The organism is Priestia koreensis, from assembly GCF_001274935.1.
GTDB lineage: Bacteria > Bacillota > Bacilli > Bacillales > Bacillaceae_H > Bacillus_AG > Bacillus_AG koreensis.
In genome coordinates, this window is the sequence record NZ_LILC01000002.1 from 65,824 (window position 1) to 90,662 (window position 24,839).

At 40.6% G+C, this 24,839-nt stretch carries 26 protein-coding genes and 1 riboswitch; of the genes, 16 read left to right on the forward strand and 10 right to left on the reverse strand.

Annotation, left to right across the window (positions count from 1 at the left end; translation table 11 throughout):
- Positions 1-103: 103 nt before the first annotated feature.
- A riboswitch (cyclic di-GMP riboswitch) is annotated at positions 104-193 on the forward strand.
- Between the two features lie 397 nt (positions 194-590).
- Positions 591-947, forward strand: coding sequence for a DUF1516 family protein (locus AMD01_RS00355; protein WP_053399405.1), 357 nt, complete (start codon positions 591-593; stop codon positions 945-947).
- Positions 948-969: 22 nt separating this feature from the next.
- Here the strand turns inward: AMD01_RS00355 and AMD01_RS00360 are convergent, their stop codons facing one another.
- Positions 970-1,527 carry a DUF2777 family protein gene (locus AMD01_RS00360; RefSeq protein WP_053399406.1) on the reverse strand — a complete coding sequence of 186 codons (558 nt, stop codon included), beginning with the start codon at positions 1,525-1,527 and terminating at the stop codon, positions 970-972.
- 169 nt (positions 1,528-1,696) lie between these two features.
- Between AMD01_RS00360 and asnB the strand changes: the two genes are divergently transcribed.
- From asnB to AMD01_RS00385, 5 genes are all read left to right on the forward strand, one after another.
- On the forward strand, positions 1,697-3,544 hold the full coding sequence (asnB, locus tag AMD01_RS00365; RefSeq protein ID WP_053399407.1) for an asparagine synthase (glutamine-hydrolyzing): 1,848 nt from the start codon (positions 1,697-1,699) through the stop codon (positions 3,542-3,544).
- Between the two features lie 321 nt (positions 3,545-3,865).
- On the forward strand, positions 3,866-5,389 hold the full coding sequence (locus tag AMD01_RS00370; RefSeq protein WP_053399408.1) for a phytoene desaturase family protein: 1,524 nt from the start codon (positions 3,866-3,868) through the stop codon (positions 5,387-5,389).
- Positions 5,386-6,876, forward strand: coding sequence for a phytoene desaturase family protein (locus AMD01_RS00375; protein WP_053399409.1), 1,491 nt, complete (start codon positions 5,386-5,388; stop codon positions 6,874-6,876). Before AMD01_RS00370 ends, AMD01_RS00375 begins: the two co-directional genes overlap by 4 nt.
- Entirely contained in the window at positions 6,842-7,672 is an 831-nt protein-coding gene (locus tag AMD01_RS00380; RefSeq protein ID WP_053399410.1) for a phytoene/squalene synthase family protein, read from the forward strand. Before AMD01_RS00375 ends, AMD01_RS00380 begins: the two co-directional genes overlap by 35 nt.
- 259 nt (positions 7,673-7,931) lie before the next feature.
- Positions 7,932-9,602 carry an outer membrane protein assembly factor BamB family protein gene (locus tag AMD01_RS00385; protein WP_053399411.1) on the forward strand — a complete coding sequence of 557 codons (1,671 nt, stop codon included), beginning with the start codon at positions 7,932-7,934 and terminating at the stop codon, positions 9,600-9,602.
- A gap of 93 nt (positions 9,603-9,695) precedes the next feature.
- Here the strand turns inward: AMD01_RS00385 and AMD01_RS00390 are convergent, their stop codons facing one another.
- Positions 9,696-9,992: a DUF6199 family natural product biosynthesis protein gene (locus AMD01_RS00390; RefSeq protein ID WP_053399412.1), complete on the reverse strand. Its 297-nt coding sequence runs from the start codon at positions 9,990-9,992 to the stop codon at positions 9,696-9,698.
- A gap of 142 nt (positions 9,993-10,134) precedes the next feature.
- Positions 10,135-11,484, reverse strand: a complete 1,350-nt coding sequence (locus AMD01_RS00395; protein ID WP_053399413.1) for an MATE family efflux transporter — start codon at positions 11,482-11,484, stop codon at positions 10,135-10,137.
- 118 nt (positions 11,485-11,602) lie between these two features.
- On the opposite strand from AMD01_RS00395, the gene AMD01_RS00400 reads away from it, so the two are divergent.
- The 3 genes from AMD01_RS00400 to AMD01_RS00410 all read left to right on the forward strand — a co-directional run bounded on the left by AMD01_RS00400 (position 11,603) and on the right by AMD01_RS00410 (position 15,345).
- Complete coding sequence (locus AMD01_RS00400; RefSeq protein WP_053399414.1) at positions 11,603-12,475, forward strand: helix-turn-helix domain-containing protein; 873 nt, start codon at positions 11,603-11,605, stop codon at positions 12,473-12,475.
- Between the two features lie 291 nt (positions 12,476-12,766).
- Entirely contained in the window at positions 12,767-14,245 is a 1,479-nt protein-coding gene (locus AMD01_RS00405; RefSeq protein ID WP_053400074.1) for an alpha-amylase family glycosyl hydrolase, read from the forward strand.
- A 71-nt stretch (positions 14,246-14,316) separates the two neighbouring features.
- A complete protein-coding gene (locus AMD01_RS00410) occupies positions 14,317-15,345 on the forward strand; it encodes a LacI family DNA-binding transcriptional regulator (protein WP_053399415.1) in 1,029 nt (342 codons plus the stop codon).
- A 59-nt stretch (positions 15,346-15,404) separates the two neighbouring features.
- Here the strand turns inward: AMD01_RS00410 and AMD01_RS00415 are convergent, their stop codons facing one another.
- Positions 15,405-16,271, reverse strand: coding sequence for an SDR family oxidoreductase (locus AMD01_RS00415; protein WP_053399416.1), 867 nt, complete (start codon positions 16,269-16,271; stop codon positions 15,405-15,407).
- 130 nt (positions 16,272-16,401) lie between these two features.
- Positions 16,402-16,893 carry a YajQ family cyclic di-GMP-binding protein gene (locus AMD01_RS00420; RefSeq protein ID WP_053400075.1) on the reverse strand — a complete coding sequence of 164 codons (492 nt, stop codon included), beginning with the start codon at positions 16,891-16,893 and terminating at the stop codon, positions 16,402-16,404.
- Positions 16,894-17,134: 241 nt separating this feature from the next.
- On the opposite strand from AMD01_RS00420, the gene AMD01_RS00425 reads away from it, so the two are divergent.
- Entirely contained in the window at positions 17,135-17,998 is an 864-nt protein-coding gene (locus AMD01_RS00425) for a CvfB family protein (protein WP_053400076.1), read from the forward strand.
- A 39-nt stretch (positions 17,999-18,037) separates the two neighbouring features.
- Here AMD01_RS00425 and AMD01_RS23260 read toward each other — a convergent pair whose 3' ends face one another.
- Together AMD01_RS23260 and AMD01_RS00430 are read right to left on the reverse strand one after the other, a co-directional pair.
- Entirely contained in the window at positions 18,038-18,175 is a 138-nt protein-coding gene (locus AMD01_RS23260; RefSeq protein WP_083446355.1) for a DUF3941 domain-containing protein, read from the reverse strand.
- Positions 18,176-18,238: 63 nt separating this feature from the next.
- Positions 18,239-19,096: a DegV family protein gene (locus AMD01_RS00430; protein ID WP_053399417.1), complete on the reverse strand. Its 858-nt coding sequence runs from the start codon at positions 19,094-19,096 to the stop codon at positions 18,239-18,241.
- Positions 19,097-19,232: 136 nt separating this feature from the next.
- Between AMD01_RS00430 and AMD01_RS00435 the strand changes: the two genes are divergently transcribed.
- Positions 19,233-20,075 carry a YitT family protein gene (locus tag AMD01_RS00435; RefSeq protein ID WP_053399418.1) on the forward strand — a complete coding sequence of 281 codons (843 nt, stop codon included), beginning with the start codon at positions 19,233-19,235 and terminating at the stop codon, positions 20,073-20,075.
- A gap of 42 nt (positions 20,076-20,117) precedes the next feature.
- Here the strand turns inward: AMD01_RS00435 and AMD01_RS00440 are convergent, their stop codons facing one another.
- From AMD01_RS00440 to AMD01_RS00445, 3 genes are all read right to left on the reverse strand, one after another.
- The gene (locus AMD01_RS00440) at positions 20,118-20,636 is read right to left on the reverse strand and encodes a hypothetical protein (protein ID WP_053399419.1); all 519 of its coding nucleotides are present in this window, start codon (positions 20,634-20,636) and stop codon (positions 20,118-20,120) included.
- Positions 20,636-20,791, reverse strand: coding sequence for a hypothetical protein (locus AMD01_RS24375; RefSeq protein WP_169775912.1), 156 nt, complete (start codon positions 20,789-20,791; stop codon positions 20,636-20,638). The genes AMD01_RS00440 and AMD01_RS24375 overlap by 1 nt, the downstream gene beginning before the upstream one ends.
- A 110-nt stretch (positions 20,792-20,901) precedes the next feature.
- A complete protein-coding gene (locus AMD01_RS00445) occupies positions 20,902-21,711 on the reverse strand; it encodes a Cof-type HAD-IIB family hydrolase (RefSeq protein ID WP_053399420.1) in 810 nt (269 codons plus the stop codon).
- 165 nt (positions 21,712-21,876) lie between these two features.
- On the opposite strand from AMD01_RS00445, the gene AMD01_RS00450 reads away from it, so the two are divergent.
- The 5 genes from AMD01_RS00450 (at position 21,877) to moaD (ending at position 24,743) form a co-directional block, all read left to right on the forward strand.
- Positions 21,877-22,185, forward strand: a complete 309-nt coding sequence (locus AMD01_RS00450; protein ID WP_053399421.1) for a metal-sulfur cluster assembly factor — start codon at positions 21,877-21,879, stop codon at positions 22,183-22,185.
- Between the two features lie 119 nt (positions 22,186-22,304).
- Positions 22,305-23,561 (forward strand): molybdopterin molybdotransferase MoeA, encoded by a 1,257-nt coding sequence (locus AMD01_RS00455; RefSeq protein ID WP_053400077.1) that lies wholly within the window; start codon positions 22,305-22,307, stop codon positions 23,559-23,561.
- A 1-nt stretch (position 23,562) separates the two neighbouring features.
- On the forward strand, positions 23,563-24,054 hold the full coding sequence (mobB, locus tag AMD01_RS00460; RefSeq protein ID WP_053399422.1) for a molybdopterin-guanine dinucleotide biosynthesis protein B: 492 nt from the start codon (positions 23,563-23,565) through the stop codon (positions 24,052-24,054).
- Positions 24,044-24,517: a molybdenum cofactor biosynthesis protein MoaE gene (locus AMD01_RS00465; protein WP_053399423.1), complete on the forward strand. Its 474-nt coding sequence runs from the start codon at positions 24,044-24,046 to the stop codon at positions 24,515-24,517. Before mobB ends, AMD01_RS00465 begins: the two co-directional genes overlap by 11 nt.
- Positions 24,510-24,743 carry a molybdopterin converting factor subunit 1 gene (gene moaD / locus AMD01_RS00470; RefSeq protein ID WP_053399424.1) on the forward strand — a complete coding sequence of 78 codons (234 nt, stop codon included), beginning with the start codon at positions 24,510-24,512 and terminating at the stop codon, positions 24,741-24,743. Before AMD01_RS00465 ends, moaD begins: the two co-directional genes overlap by 8 nt.
- Positions 24,744-24,839 lie beyond the last annotated feature (96 nt).

The following is a 24,839-nucleotide window of genomic DNA, read 5'->3' on the forward strand; positions in this document are numbered from 1 at the left end:
CGAAGGTGGAAAATTGATCGAATAGGTGGATAGTTAACGATAATGCTATGAGGTAAGATGTAACTATCGGAAAATTCGAACTCCTAATTGAAAACGGATGCATAAAAGAAAAAGGCAAAGCTAATGAAAGTTAGTGACGCAAAACTATAGGGGCTAAAGTGTTCAGCATACACGAAGCCAGCCAGTTACCGAAAACTCTTTTTGAGGATAAAGAATGGTTCATCGTTTTAGAGAACCGTTATATTCGGCGGCGGCTGAGCATAGCGGTTTTTTGTCTGTACACCTTCCTCTAAAAGGGAGATGAGATGAATGGAGAAACGAATATACAAACCAAAGACGCAAGCGACTCTGTCCAATTATTCACTAGTATTCATGATAATTTCAGTATCCTCTTTATTAGCATTTATTACACTGCCTCATGAGATGCTTTCTTTGGTTAAAGGTATTTTCATGATGATTATGGAAAGATAACAGTAAGCAAGGAAACAGAGGGGAATTTAGCCCTTCTGTTTTTATTTCGATTGGTTTATTGGAAGTTGGTGGCAATATCATTTTCGTGATATGATACGGTTAGAAAGGAGTGGACAAATATGGATTATAACGCGGCATTGCAATCCCACGTAGGGTTATGGTCATTATTAATCGTACTGTTTCTCGTTACATTCTTCATGCTACGTGGACCTGCAGGAAAAGGCGCAAAAATTCTACATATGATTGTTCGATTGTTCTACATTCTCGTTTTACTTTCAGGTCTATACTTGGTAGCATCTACGTACGGATGGGCAGGAAAAGCATTACTGAAAGGGTTTGTAGGAATTTTAGTGTTCGTGGGCATGGAAATGGTGCTTGTACGTACGAAAAAGCGGACAGGCGTAGTGGGTGCTTGGATTTTCTTAATCATTGTCCTTGCGATAGTATTCTATTTAGGATACGTCGTGCTTGGTTAAAAAAACAAAAACGCTTGATGATTCACACAAGAGAGGTGATCATCAAGCGTTTTCCTGTATTTAACGTAAATTCAAATCGGTCTGTTTCGACGGTTCCACGAGCAAATATATGATGAACCGAACAGATGAAGTCACCGTTATCAAAAATTAAAAAATTGACTCCTTCTCGGTTCTTGTCAGCTGGCAGGCAATAAAGTGTGTTACAGCTATATAGGCAATCATAAAGCGAAAAATCAAGTGCGTTTAGCTGTGTAGTAAACTGCATGAGAACAGCCTCATCAAGCTCCTCAATTAGAAGCTCATACGCTTTTAAGAGTTGTTTTTGAACTCGAATTTCATCTCCGTCTCCTAAAAAATATGTCTCCCCGTTTAGTTGTACGATATTTTCTTCCACCCACAACGCTTTTTCCCAATTTCCGTTCACTTCAACTTCAAAGGACTCGGAAATAACATCCTCCAATCGAAAGGCTTCATCGCTATCAAGTTCAAAAAACACCCACTGTGAATCAATGCACTCAAGCGTCCCGTATATGAACGAACGCGGTTGATTTTTCAAGATTTGAAGCTTTGGTTGTTTCATAGGGTTTCCTCCATTTCAAAACTATTCTTATTTTCTTATTGCCCAAATCGTTCTTCCTTATAACATAAAAGTTCCTTAATTTTACTTAACAGACAAGTTCATGTGTACATGATGTGGGCATAGAATGTCATTATTGCATGAAAGGCTACTAAGAAAGGATGAGGTATGTATGTGCGGAATAACAGGTTGGGTAGATTATAATCGCCCCTTACTGCATGAAAAAGAAACGGTAGCAAAAATGGCGGCAACACTAAGCAAAAGAGGGCCAGATGATACGAACGTTTGGACTTCTACTCACGCAGCATTTGGTCATAAGCGTCTCGTAGTAGTTGATCCTGAAAATGGAAAGCAGCCTATGCAACGCCAAAAGGATTCGCATACTTATACGCTTTGTTATAACGGTGAATTATACAATACGGAAGATATTCGCAAGGAGCTGTTGAAGCGGGGGTATCAGTTTCAAGGGCATTCGGACACAGAGGTTCTCCTCACTTCTTATATCGAATGGAAAGAGGAGTGTGTGGATCACTTCAACGGAATTTTTGCTTTTGGCATTTGGGATGAAAAAGAAGAGAAGCTTTTTATGGCGCGTGATCGCTTAGGTGTAAAACCATTATTTTACCGACCTTATTCAGGTGGACTTCAGTTTGGTTCAGAATTAAAGGCAATTCTTGCTCATCGTGATGTGAAAGCAGAAATTGGCTTTGATGGGCTTGCAGAAGTATTTGGATTAGGTCCGTCTCATACACCGGGTCACGGCATATTCAAAGGGATTAATGAGCTTCGTCCAGGTCATGCTTTAACGTTTACGAAGGGTGGATTAAACGTTTGGCGCTACTGGAATGTGAAAAGCGCCCCTCATACAGACAGTTTGGAAGATACGACAGAAAAGGTTCGCTCCTTATTATTAGATGCTGTTACGCGACAGCTTGTATCTGATGTGCCTGTTTGTACCTTTTTATCTGGGGGCGTTGATTCGAGTGCGATCACGGCCATTGCCGCAGAAGCGTTCAAACGTGAAGGAAAAGGCTCGCTTCATACGTATTCCATCGATTATGAGGATAATGATAAGTATTTTAAAGCGAATGAGTTTCAGCCGAATTCAGATGGAATCTATATTAAAATGATGTCCGATCAGTTCGGGACAGAGCATCATCGTGAGGTCATTAATAATGAGGAACTTGCTCAGTATTTAACAGAAGCTGTACTTGTTCGTGACGTGCCAGGTATGGCGGACGTTGATTCTTCTCTTTTATGGTTTTGCCGAAAAATTAAGCAGGACTTTGTTGTAGGTCTGTCAGGTGAATGTGCGGATGAAATATTTGGTGGATATCCATGGTTTCATCGAAAGCACGACCTTGCCTCCGATACGTTTCCTTGGATGAGATCTGTAGAAGCAAGGGTTGATCTTCTACAGGATGAATGGCGTAAAAAGCTTCAATTAGAAGAATATGTTCGAGCTAGCTATGAAAAGACCGTAAAAGAAACGCCGCTTTTAGATGGCGAAACAGAAGAAGAAGCGCAGCGAAGAAAGTTGTTTTATTTAAACCAGCTTTGGTTTATGACAACGCTTCTTGAACGAAAAGATCGCATGAGCATGGGAGCGAGCCTAGAGGTACGTGTACCTTTTGCGGATCACCGTCTTGTGGAATACATGTGGAACGTGCCGTGGGAAATGAAGATGGTTGGGAATAAAGAAAAAGGAATTTTACGAAAAGCACTTGAAGGCATTCTTCCTCACGACGTTTTATATCGCAAGAAAAGTCCATATCCAAAAACGCACAATCCTCACTATACGAACGCAGTTAAGAGCTGGCTAAAAGACTTAACAAGCGATGGTTCGTCACCTTTGTATGAGTTTTTCAATCGACAAAAACTCACAAATATTATTGAATCAGGCGGTGAGGACTTTAAAGTGCCATGGTTTGGTCAGCTTATGACGGGACCGCAGCTAGTAGCACACCTCGGGCAAATCCACGTATGGTTTAAGGAATACAATATTAACGTTGTGGAATAAAATTTTATTGTTTAACGATGGGAAATAAAGGGTAAATGACAAAGTCGAGGGCTTGAAAAGAAATGTTTCCATTCCTTTTCAAGCCATTCTTATTTTTTATACATAAAGAGTTATCCAACAAGTGAATTTTTATCGTTTCTCAGATGGACAAGGTAGGGTGAAGAAGAAGAGATCTAAAAAGAGAAATACAAGCTTTTACAGGAACATACGATAGAGTAATAACCCGCTAAAAACAAAAAAACATTTTAAAATTGAGTTTCATATTAAAAGTTTGTATAATGTTTGTATAACTATTGTTTAACTATTTTAGGAGGAACATTCATGTCAAAAAAGATTGCTGTAATTGGTTCAGGTCCTGGTGGTCTTGCGGCAGCCATGATGCTAGCAAGTAAAGGCTATGAAGTGGATGTGTTCGAGAAGCAAAGCTACGTTGGTGGACGCAATTCTGCAATACATTTGGATGGTTATACATTTGATATGGGGCCGACCTTTTTGAGCATGCCACAGATCATGGAGGAAATTTTCCAGGCAGCAGGTCGGAACGTGAATGACTACTTGGATCTAAGACGCCTTTCACATATGTATGACCTAGTATTTAACGAACGGACCGTTTCAATGAGTGATGATGAAAAGACAATGAAGGAGGAAATCGAGCGTCATTTTCCTGGAGATGGTGAAGGCTATAAGCGCTTTATGGAGGATACGGCAGTCAAAATGGATGCTCTTACCCCTCTTCTTCAAAGTAAAATGGATCGATTCTCTCATTATTTGAGACCAGATGTGATCAAAGCACTGCCACAATTATCACTAGGAAAGAGCTTATATGACGTACTCGCTAGTTACTTTTCAGCTGATCAGCTGCGTTTGGCGTTTACGTTTCAAGCAAAGTATTTAGGCATGTCGCCTTGGGAGTGCCCTGGAGCATTCTCCATTTTATCTTACATGGAGCACGCATACGGAATCTTTCATCCGATAGGCGGTGTTAACCAACTTTCACAAGCGATGGCGAGAGTTGTAGAAGAACATGGTGGCCGTATTCACCTTAATGCTGGAGTAAAAAGATTACTGCTCGATGGGAAAACGGTGAAGGGAGTCGTGTTAGAAAACGGCGAAACCGTTCAGGCGGACGACGTTGTTGTCAACGGAGACTTTAGTTATGTAATGAGTCATCTAGTTGATGAAGGCGTATTAAAGAAATATGCGAAAAAGAAACTGGCGAAAAAGCGCTACTCTTGCTCGACGTTCATGATTTATTTAGGTGTGGATAAGAAATACGATATGCCACATCATACCATTATTTTTCCTGAAGACTATAAATTGAACGTTCGTGAAATTACCAAGGATCTGGTCATTTCCGATGAACCATCGATTTATGTTCAAAACGCAAGCGTAACAGACCCAACGCTTGCACCAGAAGGGAAGTCAGCCCTTTATATTTTAGCTCCTGTACCAAACAATATGAGCGAAATTGATTGGGATCGATACAAGAAGCAATTCCGAGATAAAGTACTACAAATTGTCCAAGAAAAAACAGGATTCAAAGATTTAGAAAAACATATTGAGGTAGAAAAAATCATCTCTCCTAAAAATTGGGAAGAAGATATCTACGTCTACAAAGGTGCTACGTTCAATTTAGGGCATCAGCTCACGCAGATGATGGTTCTACGTCCACATAATGAATTTGATGAGCTTAAAAACTGCTGGTTAGTTGGCGGAGGAACTCACCCAGGAAGCGGTCTTCCTACTATTTTAGAATCTGCTCGTATTTCCGTAAATGCGATTGCAGAGCGCGATGGACGTGTTGCTCATCTTCCACATAACAAAGAATGGGAGGAAGCGCTATGAAGACAGCGATCGTTGGAGGAGGAGTAGGTGGACTTATTACAGCCCTTCTTTTAACCAAACAAGGAATAAAGGTGGAGATCTTTGAGAAAGAATCGCGTCTAGGAGGTAGACTAGCGTTTGTTGAGCGGAACGGCTATCGCATCGATGAAGGACCAACGATTGTACTGCTCCCAGAAATGCTGACGAGTATTTTAGAAGAAGCAGGAATTTCATCTGATCAGTACGAACTTATTCAATGTGATCCTTTGTATAGTCTCAACTATCCTGATGGCACTGTTTACACGAAGTATGCAAGTCTGTCACGACAGTTAGAAGAAATAAAACGAGTGTTTCCAGGTGAAGAAGAACACTTCATACAGTTTATGGAGGATATGAAAACAAGATTCTCTATTGGCAAGCGTGCCTTTTTAGAAAAGGACTTCGTTCACAAGCGAGATTTTTGGACGCTTGAAAACCTCAAGAATCTATGGAAGCTAAAAGCTTATCAAACCGTTCATAGTATGACCGCAAGTCATTTCAATGACTCAAGGTTGCAAGAGGCATATTCACTTCAGACCCTTTATGTAGGAGGAAATCCGTATTCTTCACCTGCCATGTATTCATTAATTCCTTACAGTGAGCATGCGCACGGCATTTACTATCTCAAGGGAGGATATGCAAGCTTAGTAGAGGTGCTAGAACGAGAGCTTAAAAGACACAATGTTCCGATTCACCTCAATCATAAAGTAGACAAATTAGTGCTACACGGAAATCGAGCGCAAGGCATTATAGCAAATGGTAAAAAGCGTTTGTTTCATTCAGTTATATTAAACGGGGATTTTCCTAAAACGGCGAGCGTTATCGACAAGCAGGAAAAACCATATATTCCGTCTTCTGGATGTGTATTATTTTACTTTGGTTTAAATAGACGGTACGATCAAGGTAATATTCACCAGTTTTTTATGAGCCCTGACTTCCATCACCATATGAAACAAGTGTTTAAGTCAAAGGAAATACCAGACGCGCCGTCCTTCTATGCATTCAATCCTTCTAAGATTGATCCAACCCTAGCACCTGAAGGGAAAAGTGTTCTATATGTACTGGTACCTGTTCCATCTGGGACTCATATTGATTGGAGCAAGCAAGAAGCGTTTAAGGAAAAGATGCTTCAAGAGATTGAGGAGCGAGCGTTTCCTGGTATAAAAGAAGCGACCGAATGGATGGAGATTCGAACTCCTAACGAAGCGGAACGTTTTGGTTTGTATCAGGGCGGAAGTTTTGGAATCGCACCTGAGCTACGTCAATCGGGTGTGTTCAGACCTCAAGTAAAGCCCTATTCATATGACAATGTGTTTGCGGTAGGAGCCTCTGTACATCCTGGAGGAGGTATACCTATTGTCATGCAGGGGGCAAAGCTTTTAGCAGATTATATAGCGCGAGAAAAGCATGCAATTATGAAGGGAGGCACCATTCATGAAGTCCATAGAGAAAGCATACCAACAGTGTGAAAAAGTTATCTCACACCACTCGAAAACGTTTTATAAAGCTTTTTCTCTGTTACCGAAAAAGCAGCGAAATGCGGTCTGGGCGGTTTATGCTTTTTGCCGTCGAGTAGATGATATTGTTGATGAAGGGAATGCGCCTTTACAAGAGTTACAAGCTTTTGAAGAGGAATTTTCTCTTTTTAAACAAGGGAAACTACTCCATGATGACATGTGGGTAGCCTTAGAGGATGTGTTCGAGCGCTTTGATATGGATGTGCAACCGTTTGACGAAATGATTGTGGGCCAAAAAATGGATTTAATTAAAACGAGTTATGAAACGGTTGAAGAAGTCAAACATTATTCTTATCACGTGGCGAGTACAGTAGGGCTAATGCTGCTTCCGATTTTAGCTCCTAAAAATCATCGCCTATTACGAGAGGATGGAATCGCGCTCGGAATTGCAATGCAAATTACAAACATTTTGCGTGATATCGGGGAAGATTTAGAACGAAGTCGCATTTACATTCCGAGTGAAGTGATGAGTCGCTTTGGCTACACTGAAGAGATGCTTCGTAATCATGAAGTGAATACGGCATTTATTAGCGTATGGGAGTTCTTGGCCGCAGAGGCAGAGATTTTATATGAACAAGGATTAAGTTCTTTGCATCTATATCCGATGTCTTCTCGAATTCCTTTAAAGGGAGCTACGTTCTTGTACCGTGCGATTTTAAAAGCTGTTCGAGAACAACAGTATCAAGTATTCGGTCAAAAGAATTTTGTGACCAAAGAAGAAAAGCAAAAGATCCTCGCGTTGTTATAAGCGTATTTTTTATACAGCGAGCTTATCAAGCAATAAGCTATTTAAAAAGGCGTATTTTTTGCGCCTTTTTCTTATACAAAAAATGCTATAATGATAGCCATACATGATATGATAGTATGTACATCGAGACAATGTCATTATTTTTACGATGACAATTACCCACTTAGAAATATCTGCTACTTTTCTTCCTTTTTGGAGCGCGTTATAATTTTAGAATTGGTATGAAAATCACCAAATAAGTGATGAGAGGGATATGCTGATGAAAAGGCTAAAATACTTTTTTCCTCTGTTATTGCTCGCTGCTTTAGTTGTTATTGGTTGTTATAAGGTGTTAAATATGACACCGCGTCAGGTTGCGACGGAGGTTATAAATCCCAAGCCCGAAATAAAGACGACCAACCATACAGGAATACGTGTTCAGCTACAAAATAAAGTCATTACTTCTCAATTCGTTCAGCGCCGAACGGACTCTTCCATCATTTCAATTGATCACAAAGCAATTCCTCACTTAGCGTATAAATGGCAAGGGAACGTGTTACATAACGGCCAGCAAACCTTCCCTGAACAATATGCTGAGGTTCCAGGTATCTTTACGTTTCGAGGAAATCATCTTCGTGATGAGCCGTCCTACGGCTCTGTACCAATGGGGGCTACTCACCTGAAAACAATTTGGGAGTCTTCTACTAGCAACAAATGGGGAGGCGGCATTGGTTGGACAGGCCAGCCAGCCATTGTGAAATGGGATTCAAAAGTGCTTCAAACGATGAATGTAAAATCGACCTTTAAGAACGATGCTAATTTCGTGGAAGTGATCTACGCATCGCTTGACGGACACATTTACTTTTTTGATTTGAAGTCTGGACGTTCATCGCGGCCAAGTATTCAGTTAGACAATCCCATTCGAGGTTCGGTTTCAATTGATCCGCGAGGTTATCCACTTTTATACGTGGGGGACGGTCTTGAAAAGTCTGGAAAAGGAAGCATGGGTCTTCATGTGTTTAGTTTAATTGATGGAAAGCAGCTGTCCTTTATTAAAGGACTCGATCGTTTAGCTGCGCGACAATGGGGAGCATTTGATGGATCACCGTTAATTAACCGTCAAACAGATACAATGTTTGTTGGGGGAGAAAATGGCTTGTTTTACGAGGTGAAGCTTAATACGTTATTTTCACCAACGAACAAAACGGTATCGATTCGACCTCAAATGGTGAAGTACTATTATAAAGTAAAAGGCAACTGGTATTTCGGTATTGGAAATTCTGTAGCGTCCTATAAAAACCTTGCGTTTTTCGCTGATAATGGCGGTAGCATCCAAGCTCTTAATCTACTTAACCATCAGCCAGTTTGGGCGACACCAAGAACAGATGCGACGAATTCTACACTTGTTGTAGACGTGGAGGGAAATCAACCGTTTCTTTATACGGGAAATGAAGTTGATAAGCAAGGTAAAAAAGGGACGAGCACGGTTAAAAAGATCAATGCTGTAACAGGTCAGACCGTATGGGCAACAAAGTATCCAGCAATGTCGATTAAAGGAAAACGAACGGTAAACGGTGGCGTATTAGCTACACCGATTAACGGTAAAGAAAAAATCAAGCACCTCGTGATTTACACGGTTGCTCGGACGAACAACATCCAGTCAGGTGCAATGGTTGCGCTCGATAAAAAAACAGGAAAAGAAGTCTGGCGCTGGAATATGCCTGCTTATTCATGGTCATCACCTGCCGCTGTTTACGATAAAGAAGGAAATGCCTTTATCGTTCAAGGTGACTCTAAAGGCAATGTCTACTTGCTGTCAGCGGCAACAGGCAAAATTTTATCAAAAGTAGCGTTAGGCGCAAATATTGAAGGCTCACCCGCAATCTATAACCAGACGCTTGTCGTCGGTACGCGCGGTGGAAAGATAGCAGCCGTTCAAATTCAGCCATAACGAAAAAGCCCGTCATCTCAAGCAGATGACGGGGCTTTTTAATTTTAAAAGTAAAAAGATTGATTTATAAAATGATAAGTAGCAAAAGGTTCATTAATCATCCGTAAAAATCTTCATTGTCCCGAGGACATATATGAAAATAAGCGCAATGACCGCCACCAGCAGAAAATAGAGCTCAAACAAAAACATAATTAAAAACAGTGGAATGCCAATTAACGAGAGAAGTGAAACAAACTTCGTATAGCGAACGGCCACTTCTGACGGTTCAAGATCACCCTTATATCGCCACTTCTCACCAAATAAGATACTTTCCTCGGGATAAAAATAAGTCCAAAGAAGCATTAGATACACAGGAATTAATAAGACGATAAAAAGAATGATTTCAGCCATAGCCGTATCCTCCTTCAAATACGTTCTTCTTATACATACGTAAAAAAATGGAAAAAGTTTCGTTTTTACACGCAGTGCTTGTGATTTTTTCCATTTTAAAGAAAAAAAGGGTGCTGATCATTTACTAATCAGCACCCTTCTATTATCCTACGGGATGAATAACAAACGCCTTTTGCTCCCAAATGCGGGAGCGCCAGCGAAACAGCATAAAAATACCCCTAAACCATTCATCAAGAGCAAAGGCAATCCAGATGCCAGGAAGACCAAATCCTAACACAATGCCGAAGAAGTAAGCAGCCGTGACGCTAATTCCCCACATGGACATAATGCCCATATAGACAGGGAATTTTACATCTCCTGCAGAGCGAAGCGCTCCAATAATGACAAGGTTAAACGCACGACCAGGCTCTAGCACAACGGTAAGCAAGATTAAAATCTTGCCTGTTTCAATTACGTCAGGATTTGTTGTGAAGATGCGTAATAACGGCTCTGCAAAGAAAGAAAAGGCAATTGCCATACAAGTCGAGGCTGTGATGGCAATTTTAAAAGTCCGCATACATCGTTCATAAGCCTCGGTGTATTTTCTGGCTCCGATTAGGTGGCCAATAAGAATTTGAGTCCCCTCGCTGATTGCAACGCTAAACAAATAGATAAACATCATGATATTTTGTGTGTAAACCTTTGTTGTAAGCGCCTCTGTTCCAATCATCGTGACGAAATAGGTAATCACGATTTGTGAAGCGTTGTAAGATAAATTCTCTCCCGCTGATGGAATCCCAATTCGTAGAAGGTTTTTTAGGTGAACCTTTGGGATTTTATAAAATGTTTTGAATGGTAGCGTTTCTTTAATACGCTTTTTGAGTAGATAAAACAGTACAATTAATCCAATTAGACGACTAATAGTCGTGGAGAAAGCGACACCTTCTACACCTAAAACCGGAAAGCCGAACGGTCCGAAAATGACAAAATAGTTACCGATCGCGTGAAAAATATTTGTTCCAACCGTAACGAGCATTGTATCTTTTGTAAAACCGTAGCTTCGAAGAATGGCTCCGAGTGTCATGATGACGGATTGAATAAATGAAAATCCGCCAACGATAATGAGATAGCTTTTTCCCTCTGACAACAAATGTGGAGGTAAATCCATTAGGTTAAGTAAAGGTTTGCTCGCAAAAACGAAGATAGCGCTTAGCATCAAGCCGAATATAAAGTTTGCTACGATCGAAATGACCGCGACTTCTGCAGCAGTTCGGTCTTTTTTCGCCCCTAGCTGCTGCGCAACTAAAATGGAGCAACCTGTTGCAACAAAACCGAACATTACAATAATAATGTTCAACATTTGATTGGCAACGCCAACGGCAGCAACAGAATCATCTGAGTATTGACTCAGCATTAGCGTATCAAGATTACCCATCAGCATGTATAAAAATATTTCAATGAAAATAGGCCATGTGAGTGTAAAGAGAGTAAGTTTTTTAGCTTTTTCCTTCATCGTGTGTCCATCCCCTTTTGCAAAAAACGACTTAAAAACTAGTATTATATTAAAAGGTTTTCGTTATAATAAAAAGAGATAAAAACGATTAGGGTTGGAATATTCCGACCTAAAGAGGGTGACTAGCATAGATACAATTAGCGTTCGTGTCCCACCGTTCCCGATCTTTATTACGGGTGGTCAGTATACGTTTTTAAAAGGAAGCAAGCATTTTACGCGTACCTTTGAGGTGTTTGACTGCATTTATGTGCGAAAAGGCTGTCTGTTTTTGAAAGAAGAGCAGGAGGAGTATGAGGTAACGGCAGGGCAATATCTCATATTAGTACCAGGAAGAGAGCACGGTGGCTACAAAAACTGTACAGAGGATACGGATATGGTTTGGTTTCATTTTTTAATGCATCAGCCCCATCAGTATCTCCCATCTAAACGCATTCAGTGGAGTGATCTATTATATCAAGAGGGCACTCATACAGAGCCGTCTCAGTTTCATCTTCAGCTTCCTCAATACGGAAAAATTGAACATCGTCAGCGCATAGAAGGAGCCTTAGACGAGCTGATCCATTTAAATGAGCATGACGTTTTAGAGAGTCGCCTAAAGCAACAAGTTGTCTTTGAAGAGATTTTAATTATGCTACAAAAAGAGGCGTTTGCGATTCCATCAGCTGCGGCAAAAGTAACGGAACAAGTGATTACGTATATTCAGCATCACTATCAGCACACAGTCACGATGACCACCATGTCTAAACAGCTACATTATCATGCGGACTATATTACGAGAAGTATGAAAAAAACAATTGGAATCACGCCCGTCGAATATATACAGCAATATCGAATTGCGCAGGCCAAAACCCTTTTGGTCACCACAAACATGAAGCTTAAGGATATTGCAGTAAGCGTTGGTATTCAAGATTATACGTATTTTCCTAGACTCTTTAAGAAGCAGGAAGGCATGTCTCCGAATATTTACCGGCGCTTGTTTAATCGGGGCTAATTGTTCCTTTGCTGTGCGAGCGCTTTTATTGATTGAAGAAGTGTATTTTATGGGATGTTGGAGAACGCCGATAAAAAGTTTTCTCTCTAAAAATTCTATGATGCAACTCGGTTGGATTTATCTATATTGTCCAAGAAGATTCTGCTAAAATAGTAAATGGAAGCATTTACATAACGAGCGTATGTAAGGTAAGGATGGATGATCGTGTCTAAAACGGCATAAAGGGGAGAACATACAGAAGTGCAAAAGCAAAAATGGGGTATTGTTGTCATTATATTATTATTACTAGGAATGAGTATTCCTGCCAAGGCAAACGCTGCCACTGATCGAAAATGGCAGGACGAAATGATGTATTTTATTATGGTCGATCGCTTTAATAACGGAGATGTAAAAAATGATGGTGATGCAAATCCGGATGACCCAAAGGCTTATCATGGCGGCGATATCCAAGGAATCATAGAGAAGCTTGATTATATTAAAGATATGGGGTTTACATCGATTTGGCTGACGCCTATTTTCTATAATGAACAGAAGGGATACCACGGCTACTGGATCCAAGATTTTTATAAGGTGGACGAGCACTTTGGTACGATACAAGACTTTAAAAAGTTAGTTAAGGAAGCTCATAAGCGCGATATGAAGGTTATTTTAGATTTTGTAGCTAATCATACCGGTTATCAGCATCCATGGCTAAAAGACCCGGCGAAGAAAGATTGGTTTCATGAAAAGAAAGACATTGTGAACTGGAACAGTCAGGATGAGATTGAAAACGGATGGCTATACGGTCTTCCGGATTTGAATCAAGAAAATCCAGACGTAAAGAAGTATTTGATCGATGCGGGCAAATGGTGGATTAAAGAAACGGATATTGATGGTTATCGTTTGGATACGGTTCGTCACGTACCGAAAGAATTTTGGACTGAATTCTCAGAGGAAATGAAGAAAACAAAAAAAGATTTTTTCTTATTAGGAGAAGTTTGGAACAGCGATCCTCGTTATCTGGCAGAATATCAAAAAATAGGAATTGATGCGATGGTTGATTTTCCTCTATACGATCAGCTTACAAACATCTTTTCAAACGTAGATGAATCACAGGAAAACTTAATTGCATCGTGGAAGCGAAACAAAGTCGCGTATCCTCACCCGTATTTACTCGGAACGTTTCTTGATAATCATGATACAGAGCGCTTTACGAGACAAGCACTGCGGCATAAGCAGTATCCTGTGACACGTACGAAATTGGGATTAACATACTTATACGGGGCACCTGGTATTCCGATTGTCTACTACGGAACTGAAATTACGTTAGATGGTGGAAAAGATCCTGATAATCGACGATTAATGAATTTTCAATCGGACAAGGAATTAGGAGAGTATGTGGGGAAACTCGCAGAGCTTCGTCGAAAGCATCCGTCTTTAAGAAGAGGAACGTTTGATTCCATTTACGAAGAGAATGGAATGGCTATTTACAAACGAACGTATAAAAACGAAACGACGCTTGTAGCCATTAACAATACATCAAAAAATCAGGTGGTTGATTTAAAAGAAGACTTTGGTCGAAAGAAAGAACTACGAGGCCTTTTAGAATCGGATTTTGTTCGACCAGATGGTGATGTATACAAATTGTCTGTAAATCGGGAAACGGCAAATATTTATGTAGTAGCAGACAAATCAGGATTAAATATTCCGTATATCGCTGCGATTGTAGCAATATATGTTGCGTTCATTGCTTTCTTATATTTTGCACGTAAACGTAGAAGAAAGGCATAATGAACAAATGAACTAGAAAAATAAATTCATTCTATTTTCATTTAATGAAAAGGAGAGAGGGGGAATTCTTTTTGGCTGTAACAATTAAAGATGTAGCACTTCGCGCAAACGTGGCGCCTTCTACCGTTTCACGAGTAATCGCGAACAGCTCACGTATTAGTGAAAAAACAAAAAAACGTGTCCGAGCAGCAATGGAGGATCTCGGTTATCACCCAAATATTATCGCAAGAAGCTTAGCCAATAAATCCGCTCAGGCGATCGGTCTTGTCATGCCGAGCTCGGGAAATAAAGTGCTTCAAAATCCATTTTTCCCAGAGGTATTACGTGGGATCAGCATGGGAGCACATGAAGCAAAGCAGGCTCTTTACATGTCTACTGGTGAAACCGAAAGCGAGATTTTTCAAGAAGTCGTTCAAATGGTGCAAGGTCGACGAGTTGACGGGATTATTTTGTTGTATTCGAAAGTAGAAGACAACATTTTAAGCTATTTAAAAGCGCAAAGCTTCCCGTTCGTTGTAATCGGAAAGCCGTTTAAAGACAATGATTCAATCACGTATGTTGATAACGATAATTTTCGTGCAGGACGTGAGGTGACCGAGTACCTAATAGGAAAAGGGCATCAAAATATTGCGTTTATTGGCGGTGACTTAGAGCTGGTCGTAACAATTGATCGCTTAACAGGATATGATAAAGCAATCCGTGGTGCAGGACTTCAATACCGAGATGATTATATTATTCACGAGGAATTTCTACAACAGGGTGGTAAAGAAGCGGTTCATGAGTTAATGTCGCTTGAAGAGCCACCGACGGCTTTAGTCGTTGCGGATGACTTAATGGCGCTCGGCGTATTAAATACGCTAGACGAAATGGGAATATCTGTTCCAAATGATATTTCGATTGTCAGCTTTAATAACGTGTTGCTTGCCGAAATGTCGAGACCGTCTTTAACATCCGTCGACATTAATATTTATGATCTTGGCTATCAAGCCATTCGCTGCCTCATTGAACAAATTGAAAGTCCTTATGATATGGTGAAAAACATTAAAGTTCCTTATCAAATCATTGAGCGGAACTCATGTAAAAACCTTGTGAATTCGTAATAAGTCGGGTTATATCCGCAAAAAAACGCGTCTAGCGAAGAGACGCGTTTTTTATCTGGTTAGCCGTTCACAATTTTTCCGCCGTTGACGTGAATAACTTGTCCAGCAATATAAGAAGAGTCATCACTTGCTAAAAAGACATAGCTTGGGGCCAATTCATGAGGCTGTCCGGCACGTTTCATCGGTGTATCAGCGCCGAATGTAGCGACTTGATCACTAGAGAACGTAGAAGGGATGAGCGGTGTCCAAATAGGACCAGGAGCTACTGCGTTCACGCGAATTCCTTTATCAATAACGTCTTTTGACTGTGAAAGCGAACGCGTAAAGGTAGTAATTGCGCCTTTTGTAGATGAATAGTCAATTAATGTTGCATGACCTTGATAAGCGGTAATCGAGGAGGAGTTAATAATCGACCCTCCGGATGGTAGATGTGGAAGAACGGCTTTCGTTAAGTGAAACATGGAAAAAATGTTCGTGCGAAACGTTTTTTCCAATTGTTCAGCGGTAATGTCTAAAATACTGTCCTGCGGGTGCTGTTCACCAGCGTTATTTACTAAAATATCAATTTTTCCGAATGCTTCAAGCGTTTGCTTCACCACGTCTTGACAAAATTGTTCGTCACCAATGTCCCCAGCAAGTAGCAGGCATTTCTGTCCATTTTGCTCCACGAACTGCTTTGTTTCTTCAGCATCACTGCTTTCATTTAAGTAAACGATTGCGACGTCGGCGCCTTCTTTTGCATAATGGTAGGCAACGGCGCGACCAATTCCGCTGTCTCCACCCGTGACGATGGCTGTTTTGCCCGCTAGCTTATTTCCGCTCTTGTAAGCCTCGCTAATGGCAATTGGTTTCGGATTCATATCAGATTCTAGACCTGGTTGGCGGTCCTGATGTTGTGCAGGGAATGTTTGTTTTTGTTCACTCATGAAAAAATTCCTCCTTCAATAATTGGTAATCTGTAGAATTTATTCCCTAGTTAGTATTGAATAATCATCTTTTTTTATCCGTGCGCACATCTCAATAAAAAAAGAGGGCGCAATAGGCGCCCTCTTTTTGTTAGCGGTAATTAATGAATTGCACGTCAACAGATAAATCAGCCTGTCTAACAGTGTTAATGACCTGCTGTAGATCATCACGGCTTTTTCCTGTGACACGTACTTGATCGTCTTGTACTTGCGTTTTCACCTTAAGACCTGAATTTTTGATAAGCGTATTAATCTTTTTAGCGTTTTCTTTGTCAATACCTTGCACAAGCTTCCCGCGCTGTCTTACCGTGCCACCAGATGCGTTTTCAACTTTTCCGTAAGAAATGTTCTTTGTTGGAACATTTCGTTTGATGAGCTTGGAAACGAGAACATCTTTCAGTTGTTCAAGCTTAAATTCATCATCTGAAATGAGTACAAGCTCTTCCTTATCAAGGGAAACATCACTTTTACTTCCTTTAAAATCATAGCGGTTTTTAACTTCCTTTAACGCGATTTGAATGGCGTTTGTGACTTCAGATAAGTCAACCTGAGATACAATATCAAATGAGCTGTCCTTTGCCATTAATTCTCCTCCGATTCCGTAATGGTTTTTATTTTCTTCAAATAAGAGAGGAATAAAAAAATTTGTAATGGTCATTATGTAAAAAAAGTGAGTCCTCTCTAAGTATCAAATGAATTTGATACCACTATTATAGACAAAAACTCTATGGAAGAACACCTTCATGCCTATTGAAGGGAAGTCAGCGAATTGATACAATAAAACATATGACTGTTCAAAAAAGGAAGGAATTAAAAAATACATGATGAATGAATTAAGACCTGGAGAGATTGTGACACTGTCGGTATACCGCACAACTCCACTTGGATATATATTAACGAACGAAGCAGCAGAAGAAGTGTTTCTTCACCGTAACGAAGCAACACGTGAGCTAGCAGAAGATGAAGAAGTAGATGTATTTCTTTATATAGATCAAAAAAGCCGCTTAACAGCTACGATGGCGATGCCAAAAATTCAAGAAGGTACGTACGAATGGTTAGAAGTAGTTGACGTAAAACGTCGTATGGGAGCATTCGTAAACATCGGAACGAACAAAGACTTGTTGATTGCGGCAAGTGACCTACCGCTTTACGAAGACTCATGGCCACAAGTAGGAGACCGCTTATATTGCTCAATGCGTATCACGCATAGAGGTATGATGTACGGACGTTTGGCGACTGACGATATTATGAAAGACCGTATGACGCCAGCACCTCGCGAGTTGTTTAACCGTGATCTAGAAGGAATCGTGTATCGCTTATTAAAAGTCGGCACATACATCGTAACAGACGAGGGATACGTTGGCTTCGTTCATGAGACGGAACGTAAAGAAGAGCCTCGCTTAGGTGAACGTGTGAAAGCTCGTGTTATTAACGTAAAAGACGATGGGACGCTCAACTTATCGTTACTCGGACGTAAACAAGAAAGCATGGGTGGAGATGCAGAACAACTTTACGAATATATGGAGAGCCGCGGTGGTGCAATGCCATTTTGGGATAAAAGCTATCCGGAAGATATCCGTGAGCGTTTTAATATGAGTAAAGCAGCGTTCAAACGTGCTCTTGGTCAATTGATGAAAGAGGACAAGGTATATCAAGAAGAAGGTTGGACATATTTTAAAGGGAAATAAAGAAAAGAGGTCTTCGCGATGAGCGAAGGCCTCTTTTTCTTATAGATGATCCGTCTTTTTGGAAAATTGATTTTTTCCTTTTTGACGATTTTCTTCAGCAAGCTGGTTTTTTAACTCATGCTCCGCGTTGTTGTCGTGAGCTTTTTTATCATTATCACTCGTACGGAATTTACCCATGTTGTGACACTCCTTTATAAGTTCGGTCACTAATAGGTTTTCCAAATGTGTAATGGTTATGTGTTACAGCTTTTTGTTTAAGAAAAATAGCGCGATGGTTCCGGGCCCTGAATGTGATCCAACGGCAGAGCCGATCATGCTAATTAAAAATGATTCGCATCCAAACTCTTCTTTAATCATGTCTCTTAATGCAAAAGCTGTTGCCTCATCATCACCATGACTAATCGCAATTGTTTGATGTGCCAAATCCTCTCCGCGCTCTTTCATCAAATCAACCATGCGGCGTAATACCTTTTTACGACCGCGTAACTTTTCTAGTGGAATCAGCTTGCCGTCCTCAACGTGTAGAAGTGGCTTGATGTTTAATAACCCTCCTACAAAAGCAGAGGCTTTGCTGACACGTCCACCTTGAGCAAGGAAATCAAGATCGTCAACGGTAAAAATGTGCTCCATATGAATGCAGTATTCTTTTACCTTCGCCACAAAGTCGGTAAACGAAGGGTTTGTCTTTAGGAACTCAACAGCATGATGAACAGCTAGACCTTGACCGAGGGAAGCACATTTTGAATCGATAATTTCAAATTCAAAATCAGGATACTTCTCTAGAATTTCTTCACGTACCATCATCGCTGTTTGATACGTTCCTGAGAGCTGAGATGAAAAGGCAATATATAAGCACGGCTCGTTTTTTTGTGCCATCTGTTCAAATAACTCCATTAAAGCAGCAGGAGAGGCTTGAGACGTTTTTGGCATAGCACCTTTACGAATTTCAGCATATACATCTTTGGATGAAATGGTTTCTTGATCTAAATATTCTTTATCGTTGAGATGAACACGAAGGGGCAACAACGTAACGTTGTTTTCTTTATAATAGTTAACTGGTAAGTCACTCGCGCTATCCGTAATAATAGTAATGGACATAAATAGACACCTTCCTAAAAATCATAACGTTTTGTAATTGGTAAAAAAGGAAACCATATGAATAACAATTGTTCCTTTCAAGCGTATGCATTATACCATATTGTGCACATGAGTTGTTTAACAGGAGGAGATCTTCATGGTGATGGTGGAACTGAAAAAGTTAGTTGTCGTGCTGATAGGGGCTTTGTTTAATGCGCTCTCATTAAACCTGTTCTTAATTCCAGCCAACGTCTACGCGAGTGGATTTACAGGGGTCTCGCAGCTTGTCTCAAGCATTTTAAATGATTATACCCCCTTACATCTTTCGACGGGTTTTCTTCTATTCCTTCTTAATATCCCCGTTACCATTCTCGGATGGAAAAAGGTTGGGAAATCATTCACATTATATAGTTTTTTGAGCGTTATCGCTACTTCGTTGTTTTTATCTCTTATACCCGTTATTGAGCTTTCTCATGACATTTTATTAAACGCCGTATTTGGTGGAGTGATCGCAGCAGTAGGTGTAGGGATTACGCTAAAGTGGGGGGCATCTACAGGCGGTTTAGACATTGTAGCTATGGTGCTGTCCCGAATGAAAGATAAACCGGTAGGAACGTATTTCTTTCTTTTAAATGCCATTATCATCGTCAGCGCCGGCCTTCTTTACGGATGGGAAAAGGCACTGTACACGCTCGTTACGCTCTATGTATGTACACGAGTGATTGATACGATTCATACGCGTCACGTGAAATTAACCGTAATGATTGTAACTAAAAAAGGCGAAGATTTAAAAAAAGCGATTCATGCTAAGCTTGTACGAGGCATCACGACTGTACCCGCTAAAGGCGGATTTACGAATGAAGAAAAAGAAATGATGATTATTGTGATTACGCGATACGAGCTCTATGATATTGAGCGTATTATAAAAGAGGTAGATCCAAACGCCTTCACAAATATCGTGCAAACAACAGGTGTCTTTGGAATGTTTCGAAAAGATTAAGAAAAAAGCCGCGTGTCTTAGAAGACACGTGGCTTTTAGGTGTTACTTTTTCGAATCCATTTTGCTTGCTAGCTGCTGAAGCTGCTGACGTTCTTCAGGTGACGCCTGCTTAGAAGCAAATGACATGATTTCTTCTGCAATCTCAACATCATTAGAAGGTGCTGCCTGGTGGCTTGTTGCACCAACGTGTCCTGGTGTATGAGAAGAAAAATCTTCAGACAAGTCTACACGACCAGCTGCTTGTGGAGCAGATGTCGCTGCTGTTACTTGCTGAGTAGGTGCAGAAGCGGTTGGCTGAGCGTTTAGTGAATTTTGTAGCTTCGCCATACCTTCTTTATCGAATCCATCTGCTTGTGAAATAGCAGCAGATAAAATTTCGTTTGAAATATCTAACTGTCCATTTTGTCCTCTTGAACCTGATGCTGCAGCTTGTTGAGGCTGAGCTTCGACAGACTGTTGTGCGGGAGGAGCTTGGTGCTCTTGTTTTGGTTGTTCATTAGAACCTTTTAAAGCTTGTTGAACAGCGTTTTTCGCTAAACCAAATAGAGATGAATTATTCATTACATAGTACCTCCATCAAGTGAGGAATGCGACACAGGAGTTTTGAGTGCTTCAGCCTCAGCCATTGTTAAATGGTAAGGAATGCGTTCATCATGTAAAGCCACTGCATTTTTCCCTTGCTGAATAAAACGTTTCGACTTATTACTTCTGCCCATCGTTCATTCCCCCTACATAATAAGAATCGACACCGTAATGGTATCGATTCTAGTATCTGTACTTATGGAAGAAATATCGCGTTTAAAATTTACCTGTTGTTGAAAAATAATTAAAGGTTTAGCACCTTCTGTAAATAAACGGCCACACCATCTTCTTCATTTGAAAGGGTAACATGATTTGCCATCTCTTTTAGTTCATTAATGGCATTGCCCATCGCAATTCCATGACCCGCATATCGAATCATTTCAAAGTCGTTGTCTTCGTCGCCAAACGCAATGATACGCTCTGTAGGAATGTTATAGTGCTGTGCAACTCTGTCGATTCCAACCGCTTTGCTTAAGCCTTTTTTAACGACTTCAATAACATGCCAAGGTGCACCCCAGCGACGGTGTTCAATGACTTCTGCGTGTACCTCTGACAGATGAGCACGAATATCAGCTACGTGATCCTCGTCAGCGTGAATAAGCATAGACGTTGGATTTTGTGCCAAAACATTTCGTAAATCACCTGTTTCAAGCTTAGGACTTCCTAGGCTAATAACATCTAGGAGGTTTCGGTCTTCATAATGAAGATAAATATCGTCCATGACCTCAGCTAAAATATTGTTAACAGTAAAATCATCCATTGCTTCTACAATCGCATGAACGGTTGTTAAATCAAGCGGTGTATGATAAACACCCCATTCAGGATCATGCGGGTGCTGCACAAGAGCTCCGTTAAAGTTCACAATCGGTGTGTTTAACTTTAGCTCCTTATAGTACATAGAACTAGCACGATATGGACGTCCAGTTGCAATCATAACTAAATGACCCTGCTCCATTGCTTTGTTGAGAACGGTTTTTGTGTAAGGAGAAATGTGTTTATCATCGGTTAATAGTGTTCCATCTAAATCAAGGACAATTAAATGTTGGTTGCTCATAAAGACTCCTTTTCAACGAGATATCTAATTCAACATATACTTACATTAAATGTAACATACTTTTTACAAGCTGTCTGTTAAGTCCCTTTGTTTTTAATCTGAGGGGAATGTCTGTATAATAAGAAGCAAGAACATAGAAACTAATGTCGAGGAGGAGGAACACTCGTGGATCAACAATTTGAAGATAAAATTATGGAAGCCTTAGAACAAGTCATTGACCCAGAGCTTGGGGTTGACATTGTCAATTTAGGCCTTGTATATAATGTAGAAATGAACGATGCAGGAAAGGTATTCGTTACGATGACATTAACATCGATCGGCTGTCCGCTTGCAGGAGTACTAACTGAAGAGGTGCGTAAGGCACTTTGGGATTTAAATGGTGTAGATGATGTAGAAGTAATCGTTACATTTAATCCACCGTGGAGTAAAGACCGCATGTCTCGTTATGCGAAGATTGCACTCGGCGTTCAATAAAATTTAGCACAATTGTACATGTAATGAACCCCCACTATTTGCGAAAGCTAGGTGGGGGACTTATGTGTGAAGAAAAGACGAAATGGGAACAACATGATCATAAGAGGGGAGAGAAAACAATGGTTGAAAGAAGAAAGCCAATTCCAGTAGAAGAAGCGATTGAACGCGTAATGAAATTTGCTAAAAAGGGCGAGGTCGAAAAGATGCCCCTAGCAAAGGCTTACGGAAGACATTTAGGAGAAGCTGTACTTGCGACTCACGACGTACCGCCTTTTAACAAGTCGCCTTACGACGGATTTGCCATTCGTGCGCAAGATAGCCGTGAAGCAAATTTGCAGAATCCTGTTGAATTTCATGTCGTTGAAGAAATTGGGGCAGGAACCGTCGCTAAACGAGATCTGGGCCCGTTTGAAGCGATTCGTATTATGACAGGAGCACAAATGCCTGTCGGCGGTGATGCGGTCGTCATGTTAGAGTTAACAAAAGAATTTGAAAAGAACGGCGAAAAATACATAAGCATTAAGCGATCTTTTCAGGAAGGAGACAACATCTCTTTTCAAGGAGAGGATGCAGCGAAGGGAACCACTCTTGTTGAGAAAGGAACCAAAATCACTCCGGGTGTAACGGCACTGCTAGCAACCTTTGGCTATGCGGAGGTTGCAGTGGCGAAAAAGCCGAATGTTGGTGTTTATTCGACAGGAACAGAGCTGTTGGATGTATCACAAAAGCTGGAACCTGGAAAAATTAGAAATAGTAATGGACCGATGATTTGTGCACAAATTGAGCGTAGCGGAGGGGTTCCTCTATACTTTGGTTCGTTAGTAGATGATTTTGATCAATGCTACCAAGCGGTCAAAGAAGCTTTAGAAAAGGTAGATGTGCTGATCACAACGGGTGGAGTATCGGTTGGAGATTATGACTATTTGCCAGCTATTTATGAAAAATTAGGTGCTGAAGTGTTGTTTAATAAAGTAGCGATGCGTCCTGGGAGCGTAACAACAGTCGCACAGCTAGACGGAAAACTGTTATTCGGTTTATCAGGAAATCCATCTGCCTGCTACGTTGGTTTTGAACTGTTCGTTCATCCGATTTTAAAAACGTTTTTAGGGTCAGAGAAACCTCATAAAGAGATCGTACACGCAACGCTTATGGCCGATTTTCCAAAGCCAAATCCTTTTACGCGTTTTGTTCGGACACGAATCACACAAAAAGAAGGCAGATTTGTCGTCGAGCCAAGCGGTCTAGACAAGTCAAACGTCGTTTCCTCTCTTGCTTTTGCAAATGGTCTGATGAAGCTTCCAGGAGGAACGCGCGGATTTGCGAGTGGCGATCAAGTGGATGTCATTTTGCTAGAAGATTATCACGGGGTTTATTAAGTTGAATATTCTTCAAGTCGTCGGCTATAAAAACACGGGAAAAACGACCGTAGTGGAAAAAATCGTTCGATATTTATCGCTACGTTACCAAGTAAGCAGCTTAAAACACCATGGGCACGGTGGAGCACCGGATTTACATCAAACAGATAGCTCTCGACATTTTGAGGCGGGAGCAATTGCTTCAGGCGTTGAAGGTGACGGAGTGTTCTACATGCAGACAAATGATATTAAGGTTGAAAAAATGCTTCAGATCTATGAATTGTTAGGGGCAGAGGTCTGTGTAATAGAAGGATATAAGCACGTCCCATACCCGAAGATTGTAATTGTACGAAATCCTCAAGATTATGAACTTTTAAAAAAACTAGAAAATATTCATCTTGTGTTAACATGGAATGAAGAAGATCTTTTCAAGGACAAGTTCCTGCATGTTAACGACGAGGAACGGTTGCGGGAATGGATCGATGATTTTATGGGAGGAACCTATGAGCACTAAACTGTTTGAAATTACGGATGGGGTTATTTCAATTGAAGAAGTAACTCGTAAAGTAATGAATCGAAATGCTGGAGCAGTCACAACATTTACGGGAACGGTTCGTGAGTTTACAAAGGGAAAGCGAACGCTCCATTTAGAATATGCCGCCTATGCATCGATGGCAGAAAATAAATTAAGACAAATTGGTCAAGAAATTCAAGAAAAGTGGCAAGACGCTGAAGTAGCGATTACGCATCGTGTTGGTCATTTAGAGATTTTGGATATTGCGGTTGTGATCGCGGTAGCAACTCCTCATCGAAATGATGCCTATGAGGCCAACCGCTATGCAATTGAACGCATCAAAGAAATTGTACCAATTTGGAAAAAAGAGCATTGGGAAGACGGAGAGAAGTGGATTGGTGATCAGCTAGAGAAAAAAGCCTATCCATCTGGCCATCCTGAGAAAGGAGATTTAGATGTATAACGTATTGTTTTTCGCGCATCTCCAAGAAGAGGCAGGAGTAGAGTCAATTCAGCTCGATAATGCACCGCTAACGATTGGGGAGTTAAAAAAGCAACTGTTAGAGCAGTATCAATTCACCTTGTCTAAACAAGTGATGTTTGCCATTAATGAAGAATTTGCTGTTGATGAAGACACCATTAAAGACGGTGATGTGGTCGCGTTAATCCCTCCTGTTAGTGGAGGATAAGATATAGAAAAAAGAGTGGTTAGCTAAGCTAATCGCTCTTTTTTTGTTTTTATTATTACCTTGCTATGAAGCATGTCAGAAAAAATTACATAAAAA